This window comes from Pseudobacter ginsenosidimutans, from assembly GCF_007970185.1.
GTDB classification, from domain to species: domain Bacteria; phylum Bacteroidota; class Bacteroidia; order Chitinophagales; family Chitinophagaceae; genus Pseudobacter; species Pseudobacter ginsenosidimutans.
Window position 1 is genome coordinate 3,433,797 of record NZ_CP042431.1, and the last position, 12,702, is coordinate 3,446,498.

The window sequence follows — 12,702 nt, forward strand, 5'->3', positions numbered from 1 at the left end:
ACTGCGGGATTTAGGGCCTTGGTGTATCGTTTGTAACAATAATAAAGTTATTTGAAACGCACAAGTTTCGGGTAACAGAAAAGGAGGGAATATATGAATCTGAACAATTTTACTATTAAGGCACAGGAAGCGATTGCGCAGGCGCAACAGATCGCTTTCAATAACAATAGCGTGAATATTGAAACGGAGCATTTGCTCAAGAGCCTGCTGGATCAGGAAGACTCGCCCGTGGATTATTTGCTGAAAAAAAATAATGTAACGGTGAATGTGCTGGACACAAAGCTCCAGGAAAGCATCGACCGTTTACCCAAAGCAAGTGGTGGGGTTACGCCGGCCCAAATGATCGGCCGTGATGCCAACAATGCCGTATTGCGTGCAGGCGCCGTGCTCAAACAATTCGGTGATGAATTTGTGAGTGTGGAGCATTTGCTCCTGGCTATTTTACAGGGCAGTGATAATGCATCGAAGCTCCTGAAGGATGCAGGTCTCACAGAGAACGGTCTTGTGGCCGCCATCAAAGACCTGCGCAAAGGCGATACCATCAAGAGCCAGACACAGGAAACACAATTCAATGCGCTCAATAAATACGCGAAGAACCTCAATGAACTGGCACGTGCCGGTAAGCTCGATCCGGTGATCGGTCGTGATGAGGAGATCCGCAGAACGCTGCATATCCTCAGTCGCAGGAGCAAGAACAATCCGATCCTCGTAGGTGAGCCTGGTGTTGGTAAGACCGCCATCGTGGAAGGTCTTGCACACCGCATCATCAATGGCGATGTGCCGGAGAACCTGCAATCGAAGATCATCTATGCGCTCGATATGGGGCAGCTCATTGCCGGCGCCAAATACAAAGGGGAATTTGAAGAAAGATTGAAAGGCGTGATCAAGGAAGTGACCGGCAGCGATGGCGAGATCATTCTCTTCATCGATGAGATCCATACCCTGGTAGGTGCCGGTGGCGGTGAAGGCGCAATGGACGCAGCCAATATTCTCAAGCCTGCTCTCGCCAGAGGCGAGCTCAGAGCGATTGGCGCCACCACACTCAATGAGTACCAGAAATTCTTTGAAAAAGACAAGGCCCTCGAACGCCGCTTCCAGAAAGTGATGATCGAAGAGCCTACAGTGGAAGATACCATCTCCATCCTGCGCGGATTGAAAGACAGGTATGAAACCTATCACCATGTGCGTATCAAGGATGAAGCTATCATTGCAGCGGTTGAATTATCGCATCGCTATATCACAGATCGTTTTCTGCCAGACAAAGCCATCGATCTGATCGATGAAAGCGCCGCCAGGCTCAGGCTTGAGATGAACAGCATGCCCGAGGAACTGGACCGTATGGAGCGGCAGATCCGTCAGTTGGAGATCGAACGTGAAGCTATCAAGCGTGAGAACGATGAAGAAAAACTGAAAGAGCTCAACACGGAGATCGCCAATTTCAGTGTGGAGCGCGATACGCTTCGTGCAAAATGGAAAGAGGAAAAAGAGATTGTAGAAAAAGTACAAAGCGCAAAAGCCAGCATCGAATCACTGAAACAGGAAGCGGAACGTGCAGAAAGAAATGGTGATTATGGAAAAGTAGCTGAGATCCGCTATGGTAAAGTGAAAGAACAGGAACAGATCATTGCAAAATATTCAGAAGAACTGGCAGGCATCAACGAAAAGAGGATGTTGAAAGAAGAAGTGGATGCAGAAGATATCGCAGAGAATGTAGCAAAGGCAACCGGCATTCCCGTTACCCGCATGCTGCAAAGTGAAAAAGAAAAACTCCTTCAACTGGAAGATCATCTTCATCAACGTGTGGTAGGGCAGGAAGAAGCCATTACTGCTGTAGCTGATGCTATCCGCAGAAGCCGGGCAGGATTGCAGGATCCTAAGAAACCCATTGGTTCCTTCATCTTCCTCGGAACTACCGGTGTGGGTAAAACGGAGCTGGCGAAAGCACTTGCTGAATTCCTCTTCGATGATGAAAGCATGCTCACGCGCATAGACATGAGTGAGTACCAGGAAAAACATTCAGTATCACGGCTTGTAGGTGCGCCTCCGGGATATGTAGGTTATGATGAAGGTGGCCAGCTCACAGAAGCTGTGCGCCGCAAGCCTTACAGCGTAGTGCTGTTGGATGAGATCGAGAAAGCGCACCCCGATGTATGGAATATTTTGTTACAGGTATTGGACGATGGAAGGCTTACCGATAACAAAGGACGTGTGGTGAATTTCAAGAACACCATCATCATCATGACCAGCAATATCGGCAGCCACCTTATCCAGGAGGCATTCGAAGATGTGAGTGAGCGTACCCGTGATGAAGCCACTGAAAAAGCGAAAACTGAAGTGATGAATTTGTTGAGAGAAACAATTCGTCCGGAGTTCCTGAACCGCGTGGATGAGATCATCATGTTCCAGCCATTGCTGAAAAAAGAGATCAAGGGGATCATCAATATTCAACTGAACAACCTGAAGAAACTGGTGGCACAGAATGGCATCAATCTTCAGTTCAGTGAGTACACCATGGATTACCTGGCTGAGAATGGTTTCGATCCTCAGTTTGGTGCGCGGCCGCTGAAAAGGCTGATCCAAAAAGAGATCGTGAACCAACTGAGCCGCAAGATCCTGGCCGGGGATGTAGACAAGACCCATCCTGTGCTGGTAGATGTTTTCGATGGAGTAGTGGTGTTCCGGAATGAGACCAATTCAAAGCCGTCTGACGATAAGAAAGAAAAAGCGGCTTCCAAATAAACAGCCTTAAGTACTGAACTGCAATGTCATCCCGCCGTTGCGGGGTGACATTCTGTTTTTTATGCAACTACTGCCTGAACAACATCATCTTAATAAATGTTATAATTCAAGCACACCAAACCAACTGTTGCCGGTCCTGTGAATGTTAAAAAAAGGAGAAAACAATACTATGGCAACAAACAATAAACCCAAATTGATCGAGATCAAGCCTCCCAAGGACATCTGGGTGGGCGCCATCGATGCGCCTGTATCCCTGGTGGAATTCGGCGACTATGAAAGCGAAGCCTGCGCGAAAGCCCATGAGATCGTGAAGAAGATCATGGAGCAATACGATGGCAGGGTGAAATTCAATTTCCGTCACTTCCCGCTCACGCAGGTGCACCAGCGCGCGCAAAAAGCTGCTGAAGCCTGTGTAGGAGCAGCCCAGGAAGGAAAGTTCTGGGAGATGCATAACCTGCTCTTTGCGCACCGCACCCAGTTGGGCAGTATCAGCTTACGGGAATATGCACGCGAAGCTGGCGCAAAGGACAAGAATTTCCTTCCCAAGCTGGTGGATTCCCTTTATGGATGGACGGTCAGGAATGATCTGCTTGAAGGCCTCGATAAAGGCATCAGGGACATCCCTGCCTTCTTCATCAATAACGAACTATATACCGGCAAGATCAGCTTGCCTGGCCTTTCCAAAGCCATCGATGATGCTTTGGCATCTTCCGGTAAAAAGAAATCAACAGTAAAACAGAGAGCCTGATCATTTTGATCAGGTTTTTTTTGCTGTTGGCCGGGGAGGGATATGGCAGGGTGGGCTGAGAAAACAAACCAACGCGGGAGGATGTTTTTTTGAGCTGTGGATTGGTTTGATGGGACTGCAGTAAATCTTTTGAGCTTCTTCGCTTATGTTTTCAAGGCCCTTCCTGCCATATCCCTTCCCCGGCCCGGGCACAATGAGGGGGCTACATAAATATCCCACAGTTTTGATCTTCCTGTTCATAATGCTGCCCCAATGTTTCCTGCTTCTTTTAACCAGTAATTGTTTTCTATTTTTCTCTTTCTCTTCTTTTGCATTTTTTCCTGCTCAAATCATACAATGAAAAATCAACGCATTCTAAATCGCATAAAATAAAAGAATCTAACCCTTCAACTCAAGCAGATTTGAATCAGTATTGAAACCAGAACCTTTACCTGTAAACCTGCTATTCATCTTGCTCTTCGAAGTTTTCCCCATCCTCTTCCCCAATTGTTAGGATTGCATTAACCTGGCCTTAGCAGGGTGTACTGGGGCGCAAAGGTGAAATGTACTGGCGGCCTTGAAAACATAAGCGAAGAAGTCCGGTTTAGCAGTACAGCCAATCAAGCCAACCCACAGCCCAATAATCCCGCAAATGCGTTGGTTTGTTTTCCAGCCGCCCGTTCATATCCCTTTGCGCCCCCTTCAACCCCAACAATAATCCCCCCTGTTAATGCAATCCTAACAACCCCACCACTTTCCTCTTAAAGTCTTATTTTGCTGCATATAAGGCAGGAATACATGAGGATATGCTTTTTGATTATGATCATTTGTTGTACCGGGATCCTGCCGGGCGGCATGGTTGCATCTCTTTATGCCCAGTCGGGAAGGGAGAAAGCTCCCAAAAAGGCCGTCGATACCTCGATCAAGGCTGTGAAGGTAAAAAGGTCCGATTCGCTGCCGCCGAAGCCGGGAATCGATAGTTTCATCCTCAAAAGAAAGGGGCTGCTGGGTAAGCTGGCGCGTAACCTTCTCCGTGATACCCTGCGTGAAAATATTGCTGCTCTCACACCAATCAGGAATGACCTGGTGTTCAGCATTTACGATAAGCGGGTGATCCGCAGCGTTACGTTAAAAGGACTTGACTTCGGTACTGCCATTACTGATACCAACAAAGTGTACAAGAGCCGGCTCACCAGGCTGGCCAATGGCTTCCACCATAAGACGAGAGGGTATGTGATCCGCAATAACCTTTTCTTCCATCCCGGCGACAGGGTGGACCCTTACCTGCTGGCAGATAATGAAAGGCACCTGCGTGACCAAACCTATCTGCAGGATGCCCGGATCATCATTGAGCCGGCAGAGAATAGTTACGATTCAGTGGATGTGATCGTGCTGACGAAAGATGTATTGAGTATCGGTGGCTCCCTGCATTTGCGGAATATGAAAAGCTTCGATGTAAGCGCCAGGGAGGATAATCTCGGCGGATGGGGCGACCGCCTGCTGGGCTCAGTTCTTTATGATACACGCCGAGTGGACAGGGTTGGCTATGGTATGGAATTCATCAAAAGGAATATCGCAGGTTCTTTTATTGACGGATATGTGGGGTACAAGAATTTTGCAGACGGATTGAACAGCGGGAGGGATGAAGAAACCACATTCTACACAAAATTCATCCGGCCTCTCGTTAACCAGTATACGAAATTTACATACGCAGCAGAACTGGCCTGGCATGAAACAGAGAACCAGTATATTCCTGATTCTATCTACCAAAAAGGATTCGCTTACAAATACTACAACTACGATGCCTGGATGGGATGGAATACAGGCGCCTTCAAACTGGTGAAGGAGAAGAACCAGGACGGCCGTTTGCGGACCATCCTCGGTCTGCGCCTGATGAAGAAAAGATTCGAAATGATCCCTGACTCTTTCAAAGTTCATTACGATGCCCAGTTTGCGGATATGTATGGCGTGCTGGGGTCTTTGTCCATCTTCGGGCAAAACTTCTATAAGACCCGCTATATCTACGGTTTCGGCAGATCGGAGGATCTTCCGGAAGGAATGGATGTAACAGCCACGGCAGGCTGGACCAAAAAGAATGGTGTAGAAAGGCCCTACATGGGACTGGATGTGAGCCGCAATTATTTTACGGAAAGGGAAAGCTACCTGAATTTCACTTTCCGCGCCGGTGGATTCTGGAATAAGAATACACTGCAGGATGTGGACATCCTCGCCAACATAGATTTTTTCAGCCGGCTACGCTCCATGGGCCCAAGATGGAAACAGCGTACATTCATTAACGTTGGTATCACCGGGCAGATCAATAAAGAGTTGAATGAGGATCTCTGGCTGGAAAGTAATTTCGGTATCCGTGAGCTGTACAATGGCCGCAATATCGGTGGCGATATGCGGGCAACACTGAAAGGGGAATCTGTGTTCTTCAGTCCCTGGACCTTTGTCAATTTCCGCTTCGCGCCATTTGCATTCGCCAACTTCACTTTAATGACGCCGCCATACGAAAGTATCAAACAGAGCGATCTGTACCAGAGTATCGGGGCGGGTTTGAGAGCCAGGAACGAAAGTCTGATCTTCGGAACACTGGAACTGAAAGCGCATTATTTCCCCCGCGCCAATTACTATGGGGCACACTGGCGTGTAGACTTCAATACCAATATCAAATTCAAATACAATACACAGATCATCAAGCGACCTGAGATCATCGTTGCGAATTGACAGCCTTAAATAGTGTAGTGTAATATTCTATCCATTCATCAGTTTTTCCTGTAAATACAAAGCGTTCTTGATGGCGTGCCCCTTTGCCGTATTGTTCAGGTAAAGGTAAGCTTCGCGTACCTGCCCATCGGCCCTGATGGTTTCGCTCACTTCGTCAAGGAACGCTGTGGAGTATTCGCTTTTGTACAGAATGGGTACACCATGAAAGCGATAATACACAAGTGGTCCGTTGATGACTGGCGTATCCGGAAGCCGGTGGTGGCTCACGCCGCAAAACACTACTTTCTGAGCCGCCATCATCTGTATCACGTCTTCCCGCCACCAGCTGATGTCCCGGAATTCGAGTACATTGGTCACTTCCTGGTCCAACTGCGCCAGTATCTCCTCCAGCAGGTAAGGGGAGTAGACAGTTTTGGGGTGAAACTGGAACAAAACGGGGCCCAGCTTATCTTTCAAACCTTCTTTCGCAACATTGTAGAAGTCGTCCAGCAAGGGGCGTACATCTTTGAATTGCTTGAAATGTGTGATAAGCCTTGGGGCTTTGATGGAAAAATTAAAACCTGGAGGGCTTTTGTCGTACCAGCTTTCCAGGGGCGCTACCTGTGGAAAGCGGTAAAATGTGTAGTTGAGTTCCAGTGTGTTGAACCTGGTGCAATAGTAGTCAAACCATTTGCGCTGTGGTGTTTCCGGAGGGTAGAAAAGTTCTTTCCACTCGCGGTAGTGAAAGCCGGAACAGCCGATCCGCCATTGAATTATAGTTGCCATAACCGTAGGATTCTTCTAAAGATTGTGCCACCCTCCTATACATAAACACCTCTTAAAGATACATATCAATATAATCAAAAACTTTCATTGGCTTGGAATAAAAAAGAAGGCAGTGTGGAAACACCGCCTCTCATCAACGATTGCTTGCCATATGAAAAAAAACACTGAGTTGAATCCGGGATGGCTATGGCAGCCACAATTTTTTTGAAGGGCGAAGTAGAAACATCGCCCTGGGGCTCAATGATATTGAACCGATGCAAATAGCAGTTACGGGTGGACTCGAACCACCGTAAAAGGTCTTGCGTACCTCCGCCTCGCCTCTCGGCCACGTAACTCGTATCAGTTGTAAGAACTATTGTCTGCGCTGGTAAACCCAGTAGAGATAATGGTCGCGTATCGTTTCAAAATACCTGATCAGCAGGAGGGTCACCAGCAACATCAACACGCTCAGCCAGCCTGCAGGGTATGCTATCACGAGGCCGATTGCCACTGTGAGTAAGCGAAGAAATTCCAGGTAGAACACCCATTTCTTCTGTTCCATGATGGCGCCGCAATTGATCAGGGTGAGGATCAATCCCAGCGAGATCAATGCCTGCTGCGTCAGCGGCAGGTAATGTTCAAACAGGATGAATACAAAGAGCAATGCAATACTGAGTGCGATCTGCCAGATCACATACCTGTTCAATCGCTGTTCAACCGCCTGTGGCAAATGAAAGATGTTGAATTTCTTTTCTACTGCTTCGCGGGCTGCAGGATCCACCAGGTCTGGCTTTCCGAAGATCAGCTTCAGTTTGTTAATGAATCCGCCGGTGCGCCGGACAGCATACCAGAGCTCCGCAAAAAAATGCACATGCTGCCAGAGGAAACTATAACTGTTCAATGGCTTTGTGAGCCCGTATTTGATCTCCACATTGTCTTCCTCTTTCTGGAAGGTACCGAAGAGCTTATCCCAGATGATGAACACATCTCCATAATTCCTGTCGAGATATTGTTCATTGCTCGCATGATGCACCCTGTGATGCGATGGTGTTACCAGTATATATTCCAGGATGCCCAGTTTGCCGATAAGCCGGGTATGGATGAAAAACGGGTAAAGCCCATGTACCAGTAAGAGGCTGGTGATCATCATTGCCGGGAATCCCAGCAGTGGCAGTATTGCCCAGAAGCCGGTTCTGATAAAGGCCTGGAATACTGTGATGCGCGCACTCACCGTATAATTGAAATCCTCACTCTGGTGATGCACTACATGTGCAGCCCAGAATACATTCACTTCATGCGCCAGCCGGTGATACCAGTACCAGCAAAAATCAGTACAAAGGAGCAGCAGGATCCAGGTGAGAACGCCTGCTCTTATTTCGAACAATCCAAAATTCCTCTGCAGGTAATCATAGAAGAAAAAGAAGGCGCCGGTTACCCACACATCCAGCAATCTTTCGGCAATGCCTATACTAACATTGGCTACGGAATGATGGAGGTTGAAATAGGGCAGCTTCTTCTTTCTCGCTACCAGAAATTCAATGGTCATGAATAAGACAAAGAACGGTACAGCAAATGCCAATAAGTTGAACTTCATACAATGGCTATTCGTTGGTTAATGCATCGGAAACGATTCGGCAGAACTCATAAAAGATTATTGTCCTTTGGGCTCCAGTTTGATCACCTGTTTTTGTGAAGCATCTGTTGTGCGGACTTTCTTTTTCTTGTACTGGGGATGTTCTATCACCAGCGTTACAGGCAGCTGCTGCCAGGTGGTGATGGAGAACCTTCCATTCTTATCCGATAAACTCTCTTCCTCTCCGGAAACAATGTACACATAGGCATTCTCTATGCGCTGGCCGGTTTCTGTGTGTATGATCTGTCCACTGATCTCAGCGGGCTTGCCCGGGTAAATCTCCGTTGTGCTGAAGATCAGCGCCGGAACGGCTACCAGCCATTGATATGCAGGTGATGTTTTCATGCAGAGACATTGAGTTGCTTGTGAATGACAGCACAATATTACAGTGAAATTATTAGTCTACCAAATTAGTGGACTAATATTTCGCATTCGTTTTTTTCACTATTTCATCATTTTTAGTTTTCCACCAAAACCGGATCAGGCACAGGATTTGTTTTTTATGGTTGGAACTTCATTCAACCACATAAAAAAAGTCAGGTATGAAACTGTCAAGACTGTATGGTTTTGGGGCGGTTATCGTATTGTTCTCACTTGTTTTCTACGCCTGTTCCAAAAACGATTCCACGGAACAACAACCGCTTCCTCCGGGCTCACAACAGGTTAGCCTTTATCTCACCGATGATCCCGGCTTCTTCGATAATGTAATGGTAGATATCAAATCAGTGAAAGTGCTGATAGACACCTGTTCAAAAGATAACAGGGGAGATGATGACGACGACGACGATGATGATGACAATGGACGGGGTAATCACCACGACTGGGATGATGACCGCAACGATTGTGTCAACTGGCAATCACTGGAGATCAAGCCTGGTGTATATGATTTGCTGACACTGCGTAATGGTACGGATACTTTACTGGCGAATGGCATTATTCCAAAAGGAAAAATTCGTCGTATCAAGATTGAACTGGGAGAGAACAATTCTCTGGTGAAAGACAGTATCACCTATCCGCTGAAACTATGGCCCGGTCTGTCGTCTACCATCCTGATCTCGGTGAAAGGGGGCGACTGGGATGAGTACCAGCCCGATCGGTTCCGTCTCTGGCTGGACTTTGATGTTACCCGTTCCGTGGTGCGCGTACGCGATGGCGTGTTCTACCTCAAACCGGTGATCCATCTGTTCACGGTGAAGGCTACAGGCTCTGTGGCCGGCCGTATCGAACCGAAGGATGCATGGCCTGTTATCAGCGTTTACAACGAATCTGATACAGCTTATGCACTTCCCTGGCATAATGGTCAGTGGAAGGCCCGCGGCCTCAAACAAGGCACTTATACGGTTTTCGTGAATGCTTCCAATGGTTACAGCGATACCACCATTACCGGTGTGGAAGTGACAGCAGGAAAAGAAACGAACCTGAACAAGATCATCCTCCACAAATAAATATTCTTCTTTTTGATCTCAGCTCAATGATCGGGAGGCTGCCGCAGAGGCAGCCTCTTTGATTTTTACATGCACATACTGATCAGTATCATAACCAGACCTCCTGTTATTTTGTACCTTTGCCGCACATTCTATTCTATGCTCATCTACAAAGAATTTACATTCGATTCCGCCCATTTCTTACCCAATGTACCGGACGGACATAAATGCAAGGAGATGCATGGCCATACCTATCGCCTTCGCGTATGGATCGAAGGCAAGCCTGATCCGCAACTCGGATGGGTAATGGACTTTGCAGTACTGAAGAAGATCATCAAACCTGTAGTGTCCACACTGGACCATAAATGTCTCAATAATATTCCCGGCCTTTCCAATCCCACCTGCGAGCTGATCGCGGTCTGGATCTGGGACCAGTTGAAACCCTCCATCCCCGCCATGAAGCGGCTGGAACTGCACGAAACGCCCACCTCGGGCGTAGTGTACGAAGGAGAATGATCATGCAATCAGCAATGGGCTACGCCTGGTGATGTTTGAAGAAATGGTCCAGCGAAATGGGACCGCCACCTTCCACCAGGAAAAATAACAGCAGCAGAAAAGTTACTATCGTAAGTGGGAACATAGACCCTGCTGCGAAAATTCCCTGTTGTGTGGTGATGAAGATCAGCGCACCCAGCAGAATGGGGATTTGAAGCGCCACAGCCCAACGGGTGAACAGGCCAACAATGATCATCACTCCACCCAGCAAATGCGCCCAGGTAACAAAGATGGATATGGCATCATTTTGTGCTGCCAGGCGGCTGTTCTGTAACAGGAGATCCAGTTCTGCAGAGTTGATCATGAAGGAGTAGCCCTTGATGAATAAACATAATCCCAGTGCAACCCGGATGACTACCAGCCAGCGCGGGTGATGCGTTAAGCTCCAGTTATGGATTTGTTGAAGCGTACCCATGGCAGTAATTTTTAAAAGAACGATTGAAAGAATTATGCCATATAAAGTTACGTTTATCCCCTGCCAGCTACAAGTTAAATTTCAAATGCAAAATATTTTCGATACTGGCACGTTTTTTTGAGTGTTAGCGCTGATCTTTGCGGACTTAAATCATTACAAACAAAACAATCAGCGCCGATCCGAGCCTTCAAAACATCAATAACTTATGAAAAGATCTACCTGGCTGCCGGCAGCCACCGCCCTTACCTTTATCTCAGCTTTCGTGTTCAATGGATGTAAACCTGGTACCCGTGGCGTAGCCGCCGAAGTTCAGGCCGCTCCCTTTACCAAACATGATACTGATACAGCTCAACCCCCAGTAGCCCCTGCAGCAGCCGTTCTGGATACTGCCCTCTATGACGCCAAACTCAAATACATGGCCAATGGAGATACCTCCGGCAGATGGCCTGTTAAAACAGATTACCCGCTCCCCGGCGCTGTTCTTCCCTTCAAACGTGTACTCGCTTTTTATGGCAACCTGTACTCCACCAAAATGGGTATCCTGGGTGAACTGCCGGAAAAAGATATGCTCGCTAAATTGCAGGAAGAAGTAAAGAACTGGCATGCCGCCGACACCAGCATGGAAGTAGTGCCCGCATTGCACTACATCGCAGTAACGGCCCAGGGAAGCGCAGGTGCCGATGGCAAATACCGCCTCCGTATGCCACACAAGGAGATCGATAAGATCCTCGTAATGGCCGAAAAAATCAATGCACTCGTGTTCATAGATATCCAGGTTGGCCTCAGCAACCTTCAGGCTGAAGTGCCACAGCTGGAAAAATACCTGAAAATGCCGCATGTGCATCTCGGTATCGATCCTGAGTTTTCCATGAAAACAGGCAAGAAGCCCGGCTCTGTGATCGGATCATTCGATGCCGCGGATATCAACTACACAACAGAATATCTCGCCAAACTCGTGAAGGAAAACAACCTGCCTCCAAAAATGCTGGTAGTTCACCGCTTCACAAGACCGATGGTGACCAACTATAAAAATATCAAGCTGCGTCCTGAGACCCAGATCATCATGGACATGGACGGGTGGGGAGCGCAGGCGCGTAAGATCAGCACCTACCGCTCTTTCCTGTATCCGGAGCCTGTGCAGTATACTGGGTTCAAGCTTTTCTATAAAAATGATTTTAGAGAGAAGGGAGCAGGATCATGACCCCGGCGGAGGTTTTGAAATTGAAGCCGCAGCCGGTTTATATTCAATACCAGTAAGAGGTTTAGAATTTTTTGTGGAGCCGCTCAGGGATGGGCGGCTCTTCTTTTTTCAAAGCGGGGGATATGGATTGTGAGCTGGGAAACAAACCAGCGCGGGAGGATTTTTTTTGAGCTGTGGTTGGTTGGGGTGGGCTATTGTATCAAGCCGGACTTCTTCGCTTATGTTTCCAGGGCGCGTAATCCATATTCCCCCGCTTTGAAATCACCTTGAAGGTGCATCATAATGAGGGTAGCTCCATGATGAAATTCACTCACCATTATTGGTTGAAACAAAAAGGCTGTGCTTCAATGTTCAACACTGACAGGGTTAATGATTCTGCATCGCTTCACTGAATCATTTTAATGAAATGATGAACCACTGGGTTCTGCAAGAGCGGCAGGTATAGTGAAAGCCGCTCCGCTGCTGATCTTTAGCGCACTGCGTGAGAAGGGGAGAGGGAAAAAAGCGGCAGGATGCTGATGAATGGCCGGCAAT

At 47.7% G+C, this 12,702-nt stretch carries 10 protein-coding genes; 6 read left to right on the forward strand and 4 right to left on the reverse strand.

All coding sequences use genetic code 11. From position 1 onward, the window contains the following. Positions 1–93: 93 nt before the first annotated feature. The 3 genes from clpB to FSB84_RS13960 all read left to right on the forward strand — a co-directional run bounded on the left by clpB (position 94) and on the right by FSB84_RS13960 (position 6,196). On the forward strand, positions 94–2,739 hold the full coding sequence (gene clpB, locus FSB84_RS13950) for an ATP-dependent chaperone ClpB (RefSeq protein ID WP_130544344.1): 2,646 nt from the start codon (positions 94–96) through the stop codon (positions 2,737–2,739). Between the two features lie 169 nt (positions 2,740–2,908). Continuing rightward, entirely contained in the window at positions 2,909–3,487 is a 579-nt protein-coding gene (locus FSB84_RS13955; RefSeq protein ID WP_130544343.1) for a DsbA family protein, read from the forward strand. Positions 3,488–4,321: 834 nt separating this feature from the next. After that, positions 4,322–6,196, forward strand: a complete 1,875-nt coding sequence (locus tag FSB84_RS13960; protein ID WP_130544342.1) for a BamA/TamA family outer membrane protein — start codon at positions 4,322–4,324, stop codon at positions 6,194–6,196. A gap of 27 nt (positions 6,197–6,223) precedes the next feature. On the opposite strand, the gene FSB84_RS13965 is transcribed toward FSB84_RS13960, so the two are convergent. The 3 genes from FSB84_RS13965 to FSB84_RS13975 all read right to left on the reverse strand — a co-directional run bounded on the left by FSB84_RS13965 (position 6,224) and on the right by FSB84_RS13975 (position 8,918). Then, the gene (locus FSB84_RS13965; protein WP_207234351.1) at positions 6,224–6,961 is read right to left on the reverse strand and encodes a DUF72 domain-containing protein; all 738 of its coding nucleotides are present in this window, start codon (positions 6,959–6,961) and stop codon (positions 6,224–6,226) included. Between the two features lie 352 nt (positions 6,962–7,313). Further along, a complete protein-coding gene (locus FSB84_RS13970) occupies positions 7,314–8,534 on the reverse strand; it encodes a sterol desaturase family protein (protein WP_130544341.1) in 1,221 nt (406 codons plus the stop codon). A gap of 57 nt (positions 8,535–8,591) precedes the next feature. Beyond that, positions 8,592–8,918 carry a carboxypeptidase-like regulatory domain-containing protein gene (locus tag FSB84_RS13975; protein ID WP_130544340.1) on the reverse strand — a complete coding sequence of 109 codons (327 nt, stop codon included), beginning with the start codon at positions 8,916–8,918 and terminating at the stop codon, positions 8,592–8,594. Positions 8,919–9,115: 197 nt separating this feature from the next. On the opposite strand from FSB84_RS13975, the gene FSB84_RS13980 reads away from it, so the two are divergent. Together FSB84_RS13980 and queD are read left to right on the forward strand one after the other, a co-directional pair. Further along, positions 9,116–10,018 (forward strand): DUF4382 domain-containing protein, encoded by a 903-nt coding sequence (locus FSB84_RS13980; RefSeq protein WP_130544339.1) that lies wholly within the window; start codon positions 9,116–9,118, stop codon positions 10,016–10,018. Between the two features lie 138 nt (positions 10,019–10,156). After that, entirely contained in the window at positions 10,157–10,513 is a 357-nt protein-coding gene (gene queD, locus FSB84_RS13985; protein WP_130544338.1) for a 6-carboxytetrahydropterin synthase QueD, read from the forward strand. 19 nt (positions 10,514–10,532) lie between these two features. Here queD and FSB84_RS13990 read toward each other — a convergent pair whose 3' ends face one another. Next, positions 10,533–10,967: a DoxX family protein gene (locus FSB84_RS13990; RefSeq protein WP_130544337.1), complete on the reverse strand. Its 435-nt coding sequence runs from the start codon at positions 10,965–10,967 to the stop codon at positions 10,533–10,535. Between the two features lie 205 nt (positions 10,968–11,172). On the opposite strand from FSB84_RS13990, the gene FSB84_RS13995 reads away from it, so the two are divergent. Beyond that, positions 11,173–12,168: a hypothetical protein gene (locus FSB84_RS13995; protein ID WP_225980070.1), complete on the forward strand. Its 996-nt coding sequence runs from the start codon at positions 11,173–11,175 to the stop codon at positions 12,166–12,168. The last annotated feature ends 534 nt before the right edge of the window (positions 12,169–12,702 follow it).